Annotated in this window: 15 protein-coding genes; 11 read left to right on the top strand and 4 right to left on the bottom strand. The window is 70.9% G+C overall.

Annotated features, from left to right (window positions below; all coding sequences use genetic code 11):
* On the bottom strand, nucleotides 1-737 hold a 737-nt coding region (locus QR78_RS04450), incomplete at its 3' end, for a 3-keto-5-aminohexanoate cleavage protein (RefSeq protein WP_048426300.1).
* Nucleotides 738-848: 111 nt separating this feature from the next.
* Here QR78_RS04450 and QR78_RS04455 point away from each other — a divergent pair.
* Both QR78_RS04455 and QR78_RS04460 read left to right on the top strand, forming a co-directional pair.
* Nucleotides 849-1,799, top strand: a complete 951-nt coding sequence (locus QR78_RS04455; protein ID WP_048426301.1) for an acetamidase/formamidase family protein — start codon at nucleotides 849-851, stop codon at nucleotides 1,797-1,799.
* 4 nt (nucleotides 1,800-1,803) lie between these two features.
* A complete protein-coding gene (locus tag QR78_RS04460; RefSeq protein ID WP_048426302.1) occupies nucleotides 1,804-2,427 on the top strand; it encodes a flavin reductase family protein in 624 nt (207 codons plus the stop codon).
* Here QR78_RS04460 and QR78_RS04465 read toward each other — a convergent pair.
* A complete protein-coding gene (locus QR78_RS04465; RefSeq protein WP_048426303.1) occupies nucleotides 2,424-3,095 on the bottom strand; it encodes an RraA family protein in 672 nt (223 codons plus the stop codon). The two genes, QR78_RS04460 and QR78_RS04465, sit on opposite strands and share 4 nt — an antisense overlap.
* A gap of 212 nt (nucleotides 3,096-3,307) precedes the next feature.
* Here QR78_RS04465 and QR78_RS04470 point away from each other — a divergent pair, with 212 nt between their 5' ends.
* From QR78_RS04470 to QR78_RS04505, 8 genes are all read left to right on the top strand, one after another.
* Nucleotides 3,308-4,126 (top strand): SDR family NAD(P)-dependent oxidoreductase, encoded by an 819-nt coding sequence (locus QR78_RS04470; RefSeq protein WP_048426304.1) that lies wholly within the window; start codon nucleotides 3,308-3,310, stop codon nucleotides 4,124-4,126.
* On the top strand, nucleotides 4,123-4,902 hold the full coding sequence (locus QR78_RS04475; RefSeq protein WP_048426305.1) for a 2-keto-4-pentenoate hydratase: 780 nt from the start codon (nucleotides 4,123-4,125) through the stop codon (nucleotides 4,900-4,902). The genes QR78_RS04470 and QR78_RS04475 overlap by 4 nt, the downstream gene beginning before the upstream one ends.
* 743 nt (nucleotides 4,903-5,645) lie before the next feature.
* Entirely contained in the window at nucleotides 5,646-6,464 is an 819-nt protein-coding gene (locus QR78_RS04480; RefSeq protein ID WP_425284190.1) for a transporter substrate-binding domain-containing protein, read from the top strand.
* A gap of 139 nt (nucleotides 6,465-6,603) precedes the next feature.
* A complete protein-coding gene (locus QR78_RS04485; RefSeq protein ID WP_048426307.1) occupies nucleotides 6,604-7,260 on the top strand; it encodes an amino acid ABC transporter permease in 657 nt (218 codons plus the stop codon).
* A gap of 9 nt (nucleotides 7,261-7,269) precedes the next feature.
* Entirely contained in the window at nucleotides 7,270-7,932 is a 663-nt protein-coding gene (locus tag QR78_RS04490) for an amino acid ABC transporter permease (RefSeq protein ID WP_048426308.1), read from the top strand.
* A gap of 11 nt (nucleotides 7,933-7,943) precedes the next feature.
* On the top strand, nucleotides 7,944-8,729 hold the full coding sequence (locus QR78_RS04495; protein ID WP_089504271.1) for an amino acid ABC transporter ATP-binding protein: 786 nt from the start codon (nucleotides 7,944-7,946) through the stop codon (nucleotides 8,727-8,729).
* A gap of 19 nt (nucleotides 8,730-8,748) precedes the next feature.
* Nucleotides 8,749-9,132 carry a RidA family protein gene (locus tag QR78_RS04500; protein ID WP_048426309.1) on the top strand — a complete coding sequence of 128 codons (384 nt, stop codon included), beginning with the start codon at nucleotides 8,749-8,751 and terminating at the stop codon, nucleotides 9,130-9,132.
* A gap of 28 nt (nucleotides 9,133-9,160) precedes the next feature.
* Nucleotides 9,161-9,952 (top strand): IclR family transcriptional regulator, encoded by a 792-nt coding sequence (locus tag QR78_RS04505; protein ID WP_048426310.1) that lies wholly within the window; start codon nucleotides 9,161-9,163, stop codon nucleotides 9,950-9,952.
* Nucleotides 9,953-10,129: 177 nt separating this feature from the next.
* Here QR78_RS04505 and QR78_RS04510 read toward each other — a convergent pair whose 3' ends face one another.
* Nucleotides 10,130-12,511, bottom strand: coding sequence for a methyl-accepting chemotaxis protein (locus QR78_RS04510; RefSeq protein WP_053220793.1), 2,382 nt, complete (start codon nucleotides 12,509-12,511; stop codon nucleotides 10,130-10,132).
* Between the two features lie 141 nt (nucleotides 12,512-12,652).
* A complete protein-coding gene (locus QR78_RS04515; protein WP_048426311.1) occupies nucleotides 12,653-13,714 on the bottom strand; it encodes an SDR family oxidoreductase in 1,062 nt (353 codons plus the stop codon).
* Between the two features lie 181 nt (nucleotides 13,715-13,895).
* Here QR78_RS04515 and QR78_RS04520 point away from each other — a divergent pair, with 181 nt between their 5' ends.
* The gene (locus QR78_RS04520; RefSeq protein WP_048426312.1) at nucleotides 13,896-14,126 is read left to right on the top strand and encodes a hypothetical protein; all 231 of its coding nucleotides are present in this window, start codon (nucleotides 13,896-13,898) and stop codon (nucleotides 14,124-14,126) included.
* The last annotated feature ends 50 nt before the right edge of the window (nucleotides 14,127-14,176 follow it).

Genomic DNA, 14,176 nt, shown 5'->3' on the forward strand with positions numbered 1-14,176 from the left:
CCGACCCGGACGTGGCCGCCCCGCACCACCGCCGCCGGCACCAGGGGCAGGATGTCGACGCCGAGACCCGCCACCATCCAGGGCGCGCCCGGTGCGCATTCGGCGAGCAGCGCCAGATGCGCATCGAGATAGGCCGGCCGGGGCGGGAAGCCCCAGGCGAACTCGTCCGAGAACATGAAGCGGTAGACCGGAACGGGCGGGCGCGGCTCCAGGGCGGCGAGCGCCGCACCCAGGCGGGTGAAGCCCGGCTCGTAGATGGCGTAGCCCGGCCGGATCCGGTGGGTGCGGGCGATGCGCAGGCCCTCGCGGATGTCGGGCATCGGGTTCTGGTAGATGAAGCCGCTCTCCGGCTCCGCGGCCTCGTCGTGGCGCAGGAAGGTGGTGGAGCCGGGATCGCACACCGCCCACTCGATCAGGCCGCGCCGGGCCAGCTCCTCGGTATGGGCGTAGCGGCTCGCCGCGCTCGCGGCGTAGTCCGAGCCGGCGAGCGGGATCGTCGGATAGACGATCACGTCGGCCTTCGCCCGGATGCCCTCGATGATGCGGGCATAGGTCTCCCAGGCGTCGTTCTGGCGCCCGGTCCGCGGATCGTAGGCGTGGACGTGGACGATCGCCGCCCCTTCCGCGGCCGCCGCGAGCCCGTCGGCCACCACCTCCTCGACCGTGATCGGGATGCCGGGCTGGCGCTCGCGCCCCCACGGCCCGTTGAGCGCCGCCTCGATCCAGATCTGCGCCATCGCGCGCCTCCCCCGATTTTGCCGGCATCATGCGCCGGCGGCACGCCGCTGTCTTCTCCCGCGGCTCGGCTCTTGCAGGCGATAAAGGGCTAACGCTCCCGGGAGGATCCCATGCCGACGCACCACGAGATCCCCGCCACGCCCGACACGATGGTGCTGGGCTATTTCGATGCCGCCCTGCCGCCGGTGCTGACGGTGGAATCCGGCGATACCGTCACGCTGCACTCGCACCCGGCCGGCGGCCGGGCCTCGCTCCATCCCGACCCCTCTCGCCATCCGGCCGACTACCTCGCGGCGCTCGACGCGCTCTCGCCGGGCCTCGGGCCCCACTTCGTCACCGGGCCGGTCCATGTCCGCGGCGCGGTGCCGGGCGACGTGCTCCAGGTCGACATCCTCGACCTGCAATTCCGGATGGACTGGGGCTTCGTCGCGATCCTGCCGCTGCTCGGCACCCTGCCGGACGAGTTCACCGACTACGAGACCATCCATCCGGATATCGACGTCGCCCGCGGCGTCGCGGTTCTGCCCTGGGGCACCGAACTGCCGCTCGATCCGTTCTTCGGCATCCTCGCCACCGCGCCGCCGCCGGCCTGGGGCCGGGTGACCTCGCCGGTGCCGCGCCGCTTCGGCGGCAACATGGACAACAAGGAGCTGAAGGTCGGCACAACCCTCTACCTGCCGGTCCTCGCTGACGGGGCGGGCTTCTATGCCGGCGACGGCCACGGCGTGCAGGGCGACGGCGAGGTCTGCATCACGGCGCTCGAGACCGGCCTCACCGGCACCTTCCGGCTGACGGTCCGCAAGGACCTGTCCTTCGACTGGCCCTTCGCCGAGACGCCGACCGACCTGATGTCGATCGGCCTGCACGAGAGCCTGGACGAGGCGATGCGCCAGGCGGTCCGCGAGATGATCCGCCACGTCTGCGCCCGCACCCGCCTCACCCGCAACCAGGCCTACATGCTGTGCTCCCTGGCCGGGAACCTGCGCGTCACCCAGACGGTGGACGGCAACAAGGGCGTGCACATGCTGCTGCCGAAGAGCGCGTTGCCGGACGTAGGATGAGGGCATGGACCTCCGCTTCGACGACCTCGCCCCCCGCGATCGCTACCGTCTGCTCACCGCCCTGGTGACGCCCCGGCCGATCGCCCTCGTCACCACCCGCTCCGCGGCCGGCCTCGACAACGCGGCGCCGATCAGCTTCTTCCAGGTGCTCGCCGAGGAGCCGCCGGTCGTCGCCTTGAGCTTCAACCTGCGCTCCGACGGCACGCTCAAGGACACGCCCCGCGCCATCGCCGAGACCGGCGAGTTTGTGGTCAACCTCGTCGACGAGGGGATGGTGCCGGCGATGACGGTCTGCGCCGCCGAGTTCCCGCCCGGCGAGAGCGAGATCCCGGCCGCGGGGCTGACGCTGCTCCCCTGCACCGGCGTGCGGCCTCACCGCATCGCCGGGTCACCGGCGAGCCTCGGCTGCCGCACCCACACGGTGATCGACCTCTCCCCCGAGCGCCGCATCGTGCTCGGGCAGGTCGTGTCGCTGCACGCCCGGGACGACCTCTTCACCCCGGACGGGCGCCACCTGCGCGAGAACGCCTTCCTGCCGGTGGGCCGGCTCTACGGCGACCTCTACGTCCGTACCGGGGACCGCTTCGCGGTGCCCCGGGTCACGGTCGAGGAGGCGAGGGGAAGTTAGCCCCCCACCGCGTCCGGTACCCCGAACACCGCGAGCGTGGTCTCGCCGGCCGAGAGGCGCTTCTCCCAGCCGATCTCGGCCTGCGCCCGCTCCTCGGCCTTCGCGATCAGGCCCTCGGCGGCGTCCCGCGGGATCACCACGACGCCGTCGTCGTCGCCGAGGATCAGGTCGCGGGGATGGATTGTGGCGCCGCCGATCGTCGCCGGGGCGTCGACGGTGCCGCCGTCCTTCGAGGCCGGGCCGCGGGCGGTGACGTGGCGGGTGAACACCGCGAAATCGCCCCAGCCGCCGAGGATGCCGGTGTCGCGCACCGCCCCGTCGACGACGAGGCCGACGATCCCCTTGCGGCGCGCCGCCGTCGACAGCAGGTCGCCGATCATCGCGACGTCGCTCCTGCCCCCGGCATCGATCACCACCACGTCGCCGGCCTGCGCCACCGCGATGGCGTGGTGCACGGCGCCGTAATCCTTCGGATCGCAGACCGCCGTCACGGCGCTGCCCAAGAGCGTCGGGCCCCCGGCGATGCGCCTGAGCGGCCGGATCGCCGGATCGACCTGGGTACGGCCCTCCAGGAGATCGACCACCACCGCCACCGGCACGGAGGCAAAGCGCGCGATCAGGTCGGCGTCGAGGCGGGGCGGGGTCTTGGCGATGATGCGGGTCGGCATGGCGTCTCCTCTTCCGGCCGTCCTGGTTTCGCGGGCGTCTCGGCCACGCGGGGGTCTCGGCCACGCGGGCGTCTTGGCTTTGCGGGCATCCTGGCTTTGCAGGCGTCTTGGCTTTGCGGCCGGTCCCCGATCTCTATAGGCTGCCCGGCAACGCGCCGACAGGCGCGACGACACGAGGGCCCCCGCGCGAGGGGCACCGGGGGAGGAAGACGATGGGGGAGGGCGGATACGCTCCGGGCGTGCGGCGGCTCGAGGGCAAGGTCGCGCTGCTGTTCGGCGCCGGCTCGTCGGGGCCGGGCTGGGGCAACGGCAAGGCCGCGGCGGTGACCTTCGCGCGCCACGGCGCCCGGGTGGTCTGCGTCGACCTGCGGCGCGAGGCGGCCGAGGAAACCGCCGAGATCATCCGGCGCGAGGACGGCGCGGCGACGGCCGCGGCCTGCGACGCCACCGATTCGGCCGCGGTCGCCGCCCTCGTCGCCGAGGTGATGGCGGCGCAGGGGCGCATCGACGTGCTGCACAACAATGTCGGCTACGCCCAGATGGGCGGGCCGATCGAGCTGACCGAGGCCGAGTGGCACCGCGCCCTCGACCTCAACCTCACCACCTGCTTCCTCGCCTGCAAGCACGTCCTGCCGCACATGCTGGCGCAGCGTGCCGGCAGCATCGTCAACATCTCGTCGACGGCGGCGATCCGCTACACCGGCTACCCTTACGCCGCCTATTACGCCGCCAAGGCCGCGGTGAACAACTTCACCCTCGGGCTCGCGCTGCAATACGCGCGCGACGGGATCCGGGTGAACGCGATCATGCCCGGGCTGATGAACACGCCGCTGATCCACCAGCAGATCTCCGGCCAGTACCAGGACCCGGACGAGATGGTGCGGGCCCGCGACGCCGCCTGCCCGATGGGCCGGATGGGCACCGCCTGGGACGTCGCCAACGCGGCGCTCTTCCTCGCCTCCGACGAGGCGGCCTACATCACCGGCGTGGCGCTGCCCGTCGATGGCGGCCTGACCGGGAGGGCCGCATGACGGAACAGGCCATCTCCGACCTGCTCTGGGACCATTGGCGCGAGGGCCGCCTCCTCGCCGCCCTGCCGCCGGACCTCGCCCCCGCCGACCGCCACGCGGCCTACCGCATCCAGGCCCTGCTCGAGCCGCGCAGCGCCGAACCCCTCTACGGCTGGAAGATCGCCGCGACGAGCCTCGCCGGCCAGCGCCATATCGGCGCCGACGGGCCGCTCGCCGGCCGGCTGCTCGCCGAGCGCGTTCTCTCGCCGGAGGACGTGGTGCCGCTCGCCCACAACCAGATGCGGGTGGCCGAGCCCGAGGTCGCGTTCCGGATGGGGGCCGACCTGCCCCCTCGCGCGGAGCCCTATACCGTCGCCGAGGTGATGGCGGCGGTCGACACCGCCCACCCGGCGATCGAATTTCCGGACTCGCGCCTCGCGGCGTTCGAGCGGGCCGGCGAGGCGGCGCTGATTGCCGACAACGCCTGCGCCCACCTCTTCGTCCTCGGTCCCCCGGCGCCGGAGGGCTGGCGCGCCCTCGACCTCGCCGCCATGCCGACCCGGATCGGTGCCGAGGGGAGGGCGCCCTATGAGGGCCGCGGCGGCAACGCCCTCGACGATCCGCGGCTCGCGCTCGCCTGGCTCGCCAACGCCCTGTCGGCGCAGGGGCTGACCCTGCGCCGGGGCCAGGTCGTCACCACCGGCACCACCACGGTCCCGCTGCCGGTCGAGGCGGGCGAGGTGGTGCGGGCGGAACTGGGAGGCCTCGGCGCGCTGACGGTGCGGGTCGGGGCGTAGTTTCAGGGTTCGGAGGGCCGAAGCCATCGGTCTTCAGGCGCATGACGGGCCCTGCCTTCGATGGCGGCGGCCGGCCTGCATCGCGTGCGCGCCTGCCCGGATGTCGGCCCTCATGGTGCGGCGTCCCGCCCGCTGTTCTACCCCCACGCACGGTCGGACGTAGACCTGTCCGAGCGGGCCGGACGCGTTCCACGATCCGGCCGGGAGGATGTTCGTCGCGCGCGTCGAGGCGGCGGCCTGCCCATCGCGCGACAAGGATCGCCCCGTAGCGTCGCGACCCGTTCCACGACGCGTGGGACGGGCCGGTCGGATGCCGGCGATTCGCGCAATGCCGAACGCGTTTCGTCGAGCGAAGCTGCCCGGATCCGCGGAAGATCGGCGAATCCATCACAGGTCGGGCCGAGACCCGATCGCGACCCCATCGCTGCGCGCCTGCCGAAGATCGTGCGGCGCGCGGAAACACGATCGGTGGCAAGGAGGGGCCAACCCTCGCATCGCCCCCCGCGCTTCTGCTCGGAACGTCTGCCGCGCCTGTTGGCCCGCTTCCCGCTCGGACGGTCATCGGACGGCGAGATCGACGGCCAATGCCGGCATCTCTGGGTCACCTCGTACGAATCTCCCTCACAAAGCCAGTTGACAAACAAGAAGGCATGCCTGTTGATAAGGCATTCCGCTATTGCGGTCATGTGTCCGCTATAAGGGACATTATCGTGGTGAGAATGGCGATGGATGCGAAGGCTGTCATGCTGGGGCTCGCGACGGTTGTGTCCGTCGCCCTTCTTCCGAACGCGGCCTCGGCGGCCAAGCTCGAGAGCGTCCTGGCGCGCGGGACGCTGGTGGTCGGCACCGGGTCGACCAATGCTCCCTGGCACTTCAAGGATGCCGGCGACACGCTCCAGGGCTTCGACATCGATATGGCGAAGATCGTTGCCAAGGCGCTGTTCGGAAATGCGGACAAGGTCAAGTTCGTCATTCAGTCGTCGGACGCGCGCATTCCCAACATAACAACCGGAAAGGTGGATATGACTTGCCAGTTCCTGACCGTGACGGGAGAACGCGCCCAGCAGGTCAATTTCACCATTCCCTATTATCGCGAGGGCGTCGGCCTGATGCTGAAGCAGGGAGGGTCCTACGCGGATTACGCGGCCCTCAAGGCGGCGGGCTCCTCCGTGACCGTCGCGGTGCTGCAGAACGTCTACGCCAAGGCGCTCGTCCAGAAGGCGCTGCCCAAGGCGACGGTCGACCAGTACGAGTCGCAGGACCTTCTCTATCAGGCGCTGCAGTCGGGCCGTGCGGATGCCGCCGCCACCGACCAGTCCTCCATCGCCTGGTACGTCACGCAGAATCCCGGGCAATACAAGGATGCCGGCTACAACTGGAGCCCGCAGACCTATGCGTGCGCCGTCGCCAAGGGCGATCAGGACTGGCTCAACTTCGTCAACACCGCGCTGCACGAGGCGATGACGGGCGTCGAGTTCGATACCTATGCCGCGTCCTTCAAGAAATGGTTCGGCAAGGATCTGCCCCCGCCGGCGATCGGCTTCCCGGTCGAGTTCAAGTAGGCGCTCCGCGCGAGACGTCCGTGGCGCGGGGAAAGCCACGGCGCGCGCGAGCGAAGAGCCGTCGGGGGCCGATCCGGCGTCCCGGACGCCCTCGACCGGGCCGCCCCGTCCCGCCCCCTCCGTCACGCGAGCGATTCCGATGGGATACACCCTGAATTTCGACGCCGTCTGGCGGAACTTCGACGACCTCCTGTGGGGGCTCGGCCTGAGTCTCCTCCTCGCCGTCACGGCCATCGGCATCGGCTGCCTCCTCGGCCTCGTCCTCGCCTTCGGCCGGATCAGCCGATCCCGGCTCCTGTCCGTTCCCGCGAACGCCTACGTCACGCTCCTGCGCAACCTGCCGCTGCTCGTCCTCGTGCTGTTCTCCTTCTTCGCGCTGCCCCAGCTGGGCTTGCGCCTGTCGAAGCAGAATTCGTTCGTGCTGGCGCTCGCGCTCTACTCGGCCGCCTATCTCGCCGAGGTCTTTCGCGGCGGGCTTCTCGGCGTACCGCGCGGGCTTCGCGAAGCGGGCCTCGCCATCGGTCTCACCGAAGGCCAGATCCGCCGACGCATCACCCTGCCGGTGATGTTTCGCGCCGTCCTGCCCGCGCTCGGCAGCACCTTCATCGGCCTGTTCAAGGATACCTCGCTCGCCGCGGCGATCGCCGTGCCCGAACTCACCTTCGAAGCACGCAAGATCAACGTCGAGACCTTCCGGGTGATCGAGACCTGGCTCGTGGCGAGCGGTCTCTACATCGCGACCTGCTCGATCCTGGCCGCCCTCCTGCGCCGCGTCGAAGCGCGCCTCGCCATCTGAGGGAAGCCCGTGAACGCCCCTCCCTCCTTCGTCGACATCGTCTGGATCGCGCGCTGGCCGCTCCTCTACGGGCTCGGCACCACGGTCGCCGTGTCCCTGCTCGCCATCCTGGGCGGGACGGTGCTCGGCACGCTGCTCGGCCTCGCGCTCACCTACGGCAACCGCGTCGTGCGCCTCCTCGCCCGCGCCTACACCGACATCGTGCGCGGCACGCCGGTCCTCGTCCTGGTGCTCGCCAGCTTCTACATTCTCGGCACGGTCGGACTCGACCTCTCGGCCTTCCAGGCGGGCGTCCTCGCGCTCACCCTCTTCTGCGCCTCGCATGTCGGCGAGATCACGCGCGGCGCACTTCAAACGCTGCACAAGGGGCAGACGGAAGCCGCCAAGGCGATCGGTCTGACCTTCGGCCAGACCTTCCGGTACGTCCTGGGACCGCAGGCGCTGCGCCTCGCGCTGCCCCCGCTCGTCAATACGGCGGCCGAGATGGTGAAGGCTTCGACGCTCCTTTCCGTCATCGGTGTGGCGGAACTGCTCCTGCGCACGCAGGAGGTCATCTCCCGCGCCTTCCACAGCCTCGAATTCTATCTTCTCGCCGGCTTTCTCTACTTCGTCGTCAACTACGCCATCGAGCGTCTCGGCCGTGCCGTCGAGCGCCGGGTGAGCGTCCAATGAGAGGCGCGCCCATGACCGCGAACCTTGTGACCGCGAACCTTCTGGAGATCCGCGACCTGCGCAAGAGCTACGGTTCGGTGGAGGTGCTCAAGGGCGTCGATTGCGACGTGAGGGCCGGCGAGGTGATCTCCATCATCGGCTCGTCGGGGTCCGGCAAGACGACGATGCTCCGCTGCATCAACATGCTGGAGGAGTTCCAGGGCGGCACGATCCGCATCGACGGCGAAGAGATCGGCTTCACGACCAGCGGCGGCCAGCGCCGGCGCAAGAGCGACAAGGACATCGCCCGCCAGCGGGCGCTGACCGGCATGGCCTTCCAGCAGTTCAACCTCTTCCCGCACATGACGGCGCTCGAGAACGTCACGCTCGGCCTCGTCCTGGTGCGCAAGATGGGGCGCGACGAGGCGCGGGCGCTGGGCGAGACCTGGCTCGACCGGGTCGGCCTCCTGTCGCGCAAGGACCACTACCCGTCCAAGCTCTCGGGCGGCCAGCAGCAGCGCGTCGCGATCGCCCGCGCCATCGCCATGAGCCCGCGCCTGATGCTCTTCGACGAGGTGACCTCCGCGCTCGACCCGGAACTGGTCGCCGAGGTGCTCCAGGTCGTGCGCACGCTCGCCGAGGACGGCATGACGATGATGCTCGTCACCCACGAGATGCGCTTCGCCTACGAGGTGTCGAGCCGCGTCATCTTCATGAATGGCGGCCGCATCGGCGAGGAGGGCAACCCGCGCGAGATGTTCGCGGCGCCGAAGACCGAGCGCCTGGCCGCCTTCCTTCAGTCTTCCCGCTTCAACTGAGAGAACAGGATCCCGACGCATGACTCTCAAGCGTTATGGTGCCGGCGAGACGGGGGCCGGCGGCAAGCCGCTGCCCTTCGCCCGCGCCGTGGAGGCCGACGGCTGGCTCTACGTCTCCGGCCAGGTGGCCATGGAGAACGGCGAGATCGTGCCGGGCGGCATCGTCCAGCAGACTCGCAAGACCATGGAGAACCTGATCGCCATCCTCACCGAGGCCGGCTACACGCTGGAGGATGTCGTGCGCGTCGGTGTCTGGCTGGACGATCCCCGAGACTTCTGGAGCTTCAACGGCGTCTATGCCCAGTACTTCGGGGATCATCCGCCATCTCGCGCCTGCGTGCAGTCGTCCATGATGGTGGATTGCAAGGTCGAGATTGACTGCGTCGCCTACAAGCGGAAATAAGCCCGGAGGCGGACGGAACGGGGACCGAATGGACAAGCGCGCGGACGAGACCGCCAACCGACGGGCGCGCGGGCTCGACCGTGCGTTCGACATCCTCGACGCGCTTCGCGAGGCGGGCCGCCCGCTCCGTCCCAACGAGATCGCCTCCGCCCTGGCGGCGCCGCGATCGACCGTCTACGAGATCGTCGCGGCGCTCCTGAAGCTCAGCGTGCTGGAAGCGGCGGATGCGGAGGGCCGGGTGTTCCTCGGCCGCCGCCTCTTCCTCTATGGCCAGGCTTACGGCCAGCACTCCGACCTGCCGAGCCGTGTCGCAACGGTGCTCGAGCGCCTGGCGACCGAGACGCATGAAACGGCGCAGTTCTGCCTGCTCGACGGCAACAAGTACACGGTCGCCATGATGCGCGAGGGCTCGCGGCCTTTCCGGATCTCGTCGAGCCTCGGCGAGCGAACCCCGATTCCCTGGACGGCGTCGGGCCGGCTCCTCCTCGGCCATCGCGACCTCGAGGAGATCCGCGCCTTCGTGCCGCCGGACGATTTTCGCCTGCCCTCCGGCCAATGGCTCGATCCGGCCGAATTCGCCGCGCAGGGCCGGCGTGCGGTGGCCGACGGCTATTTCACGTTCGATTCGATCGTCGACAGCTACACCCATTGCTTCGCCGTTCCGATCAAGCGCGCCGACGGGACGGCCGCCGCGACGCTCTGCCTCGTCGCTCCGAGGGCCGATGCGCTGCGCAATCACACGGACTACCTGGCGAGACTCCGATCGGCCGCGGCGTCGCTCGAACCGTCCTTCGCCGGCGACGCGCCCGGGAGCACCTGACGGTAGGGCCCGAACGCGGGGAGGGAGAACGTGGTGGGGATGGCCTGAGCGTCCTGGGCACGCGCTGCCAGGGCCAGGGTCTCCGCCGATATCCTGGCCGTAGGCGCGGCCGCAACGAGAAAGGGGGATGCGGGCCAGCCGCATCCCCCTGTTCGTCTCGAGTGCTTCGGATCCGCGTCAGGCCGCCTTCACCCCTTTCAGGAACACCGCGACCTCGCGCTCCAGCTCGCCGGCATAGCGGCCGAGCCGGTCGGCGGCGCCGAGGACTTCCGCCGCGGCGGCGCCCGTGCTGCCGGCCTCGCGCTGCACCGCGCCGATGCCGGCGGTGACGGCCTGGGTGCCCTCGGCGGCGTTCTGGACGTTGCGGGCGATCTCCTGGGTCGCCGCGCCCTGCTGGTCGACGGCGCCGGCCACGCCCTCGGCGATCTCCGACATCCGTTCGATCACCCCGGAAATGTCCCGGATCGCCTGCACGACGCCGCCGGTGGTCTCCTGGATATGGCCGATCTGCTGGGCGATCTCCGCGGTGGCGCGGCTCGTCTGGCTCGCCAGCTCCTTGACTTCCGCCGCGACGACCGCGAAGCCGCGGCCCGCCTCGCCGGCCCGGGCCGCCTCGATGGTGGCGTTGAGCGCCAAAAGGTTGGTCTGCGAGGCGATCGAGGAGATCAGCGCCACGATGTCGCCGATCTGGTCGGCGGACTTCACCAGCCGCTGCACCGTCTCGTCGGTGCGCCGCGCCTGGTCGACCGCGTCGCGGGCGATGTCGGAGGACTGGGCGACCTGGGCGGCGATGCCGCCGATCGAGACCGAGAGCTCCTCGCTCGCCGCCGCCACCATCTGGACGTTGGCGAGCGTCTGCTCGGCGGCGCCCGCCACCTCGGCCGAGCGGCCGTTGGTGGTCTCGGCGGCCTCGGTCATCGCCCGGGCGGTCGCCTCCATGCCGGTGGCGGCCTCGCCCAGCGTTTCGGTCATCGCCACCACGTTGGCCTCGAACGAGCGCGTCACGGCGTCGAGGCGCGCGGCGCGCTCGGCCTTGGCGGCGGCCTCCGCGGCGGCGGCCTCGTCGGCGTCCCGCTTGGCGAGCAGGGCTTCGCGGAACACCCGCACGGTGGCCGCCATGGCGCCGATCTCGTCGCGGCGTCCCTGCGCCGGCACCTCGGTGGCGAGGTCGCCGTCGGCGAGCTGGCGCATCGCGCCCGAGAGCTGGTCGACCGGCCGGGTGATGCCGCGCCCGATCAGCAGGGCCAGGCCCGCCCCGATGGCGCAGGCGAGCGCCACGCCGCCGGCGAGCAGCCACAGCGCCCGGTCGCGCTCGGCGGCGAGCTGGGCGAGTTCTCCGGCGCCGATGCCCTCGGCGGCCGAGACGAGCTCGCCCGAACGCCGGTCGAGGTCGGACAGGATCGTCGCCTGGGCGTCGTTGGCCTTCACGATGTCGGGGATGCTGTCCTTGAAGGCCCGCACCTTGGTGTTCAGGTCGCGCAGCACCGTCTGCGAGGCGGCGTCGATGTCGCCGTACAGGATCGTCTCGGCGTGATCGATGAGGGCGGCCGCCGTCGCGTCGAGGGCCTTGGCGGCCTCGGCGTCGCGGGCCAGGATCAGGCGCTGCTCCAGGGCCTGCGCCTCCTTGGCGGCGGTGATCGCCTTGCCGCTGGCGACGAGCAGGCTCGTGCCCGAGGCGACCCGGTCCTGCTGCTGGCGCAGCGTCACCTGGGCGGCGGTCTGGGCGTTGTTCTGCGCCTGCTCGACCTGACCGAGTCCGATGATCAGGGCCCCGAACATCGGCCGCAGCTCCTCCTGGCGCGCCTCGCGCTCGGCGGGCGTGACGGGGGCGTCGAGACGGGCGCGGTAGGCCTCCAGGGCGACCCTGGCGGGCTCGACCGCCTCCATCGAGGTCATGGCGGCCAGCCGCCGGATCAGCACCGAGACCGAGTTCGCCTTGGCCTCCATCTCCATCCGGCCGTCGTCGTTGTCGCCGGTGAGGACGCCGACCTGGAGCGCCTGCAGCTCGAGGGCGGAGCGGATCGCGTAGGAGACGACCACGCCGGTATTGTAGGCGGTCTTCTGGTCGGCCAGGGCGCGCTCGAGGTCCTTGCCGGCCTGCGCGAGCTGGCGCTCCTGCGCCGCGCCGATGCCGGCCACCGTGGTCTGCAGCTCGGTGATGAGGGCGGCGTGGCGGTCCTGGAGCGAGCGCGTCTCGGCCTTCTGGGTGCCGAAGGCCTTGATCGCGGCCTCGAACCCGTCGAGGGCCGTGCCGATGCCGGAGGCCGAGGCCTGCGCCGCCGGATCGCCCGCCAGCCGGCCCGAGAACGACCCGGCGCTCTCCCGCACCCGCGCGATCGCGGCCCGCAGGGCGTCCTCCCGGCGCGCATCCTCGCTCTTCAGGGCCCGGTCGGTGGCCAGCGCGAGATCGCCGATCTCGCCCGCCAGCGTCTGGGCGGCGTTGGCCGTGTCGACCCGCCGGGCGAAGCCCGTCAGGGTGTGCCAGCCGATCGCCGCAACCGCGACCGTCAGCAGGAGGATCAGCCCGAACCCCCCAAATACGCGCGCCCTGATGGACATTCTCTCAGATCTCCTCGTCGCGAAAACGCTAACGGTGAGATCTGAAGCAATTCCTACTATAGGTGCACAACCTGGGATTGATCATGCATTTTCTTGCTTTGTCAGCGCCCGGCCGCGGCATGCGGCCGGGCACCGGGAGCGTCAGGGAATCAGGCGGTCGGCCCGCAGGCGCTCGAACAGATCCTGGAATGCATCGTCGGTGGGCTGGTAGTCGAGGAAGCCGAGGCGGCGGCTCTTGCCCATGTCGGTCACGACCTCGATCGGGCGGCCGAGATCCGCGTCGGTGTGCCAGGGCGAGGCGAGACGGTCGAGGCGCGGCTCGGCGAGGCCGTGCCTGTTCGCGATCTCGGCCCAGAGCGGGCCGTCTTCCGCCATCTGCGCCTCCAGCGGCCGCACGGTCCCGTCGAAGGGCGCCGGCGCGATCCCGAACCGGGCCGCGATCCGGCCCCACATCCAGCTCCAGCGGAAGACGTCGCCGTTCACCACGTTGAAATCTTCGTTGGCGGCCTGCGGCGCGGTCGAGGCCCAGAGCAGGTGGCGGGCGAGCAGCCGGGCGTCGGTCATGTCGGTGAGGCCGTTCCACTGCATGGCCGAGCCGGGGAAGCGGAACGGCCGGCCGGTCTCGCGGCACAGCGTGGCGTAGACGGCGAGCGTGGTGCCCATGTTCATCGCGTTGCCGACCGCCTTGCCGATGATCGTGTGCGGGCGGTGCACGCTCCACGAGAACCCGTCGCGCCTCGCTGCCGCGAAGACCTCGTCTTCCTGCGCGTAGTAGAAGTTCTCGACCGGCAGCCGTCCCTGCTCCTCGCGGAACGGGGTCTGGGGGACCGCGCCCTTCCCGTAGGCCTCGAACGGCCCGAGATAGTGCTTGAGGCCCGTGACCAGGGCGGCGTGGCGCAGGGTGCCGGCCGGCCGCAACGCGTCGAGGAGGTTGCGCACCATCGCGCCGTTGACCCGGATCATCTCGGCCTCGGTCGGCCGGCGCATCCAGGTCGCCAGCACCAGCCGGGTCGGCCGGTGCGGTGCCAGGGCGGCGCGCAGGCTCTCCGGGTCCTGCAGGTCGGCGGCCACCGGCGTGACGCCCTCCTGCCCGGTCGGGTTGCGGGCCAGCCCCAGCACCGTCCAGCCCGCCTCCCGCATCACCGCCGCCGCGGCGCTGCCGACGATCCCGCTGGCGCCGGCGATCAGCACGGTCTCCGTCATGTCCACGTCCTCTGTGAGAGCTTTCTGGCCGAATAACGCGGAGGGGGCGGATGGGTCCCAAACCGCCTCCGCCGCGCCCTGCCCGCTGCTGCAGGCGGCTTCCGAAACGCTCGAATGCGAGCGATCCACCACACACTGTCTTCACGCGGCCACGGCAGGCTCTGCACTTGAGGAGAGTACGATGATCGATGCCGTCCGCACCGCGACCTTCGGTCTGCTCGCTGCATCCCGCCAGTTCGATGCAAGCGCCGGGCGCATCGCCCGGGCTGGGACGGGTCCCGGTTCCGACGAGCCCGACCTCGCCACCGCTGCGGCCGATCTGGTCAGCGCCCGCCTGCAGGTCCGTCTCAATGCCGCGATCCTCGGTGCCGCCGACGACGCAACGAAACGGCTCCTCGACATCAGGGCATAACTTCTTCGCCTAGGCCGCGGCCCGGACGGAGCCCCGCGGCGGGATCCGCG

This window comes from Methylobacterium indicum (assembly GCF_001043895.1).
Classification (GTDB): Bacteria; Pseudomonadota; Alphaproteobacteria; order Rhizobiales; family Beijerinckiaceae; genus Methylobacterium; species Methylobacterium indicum.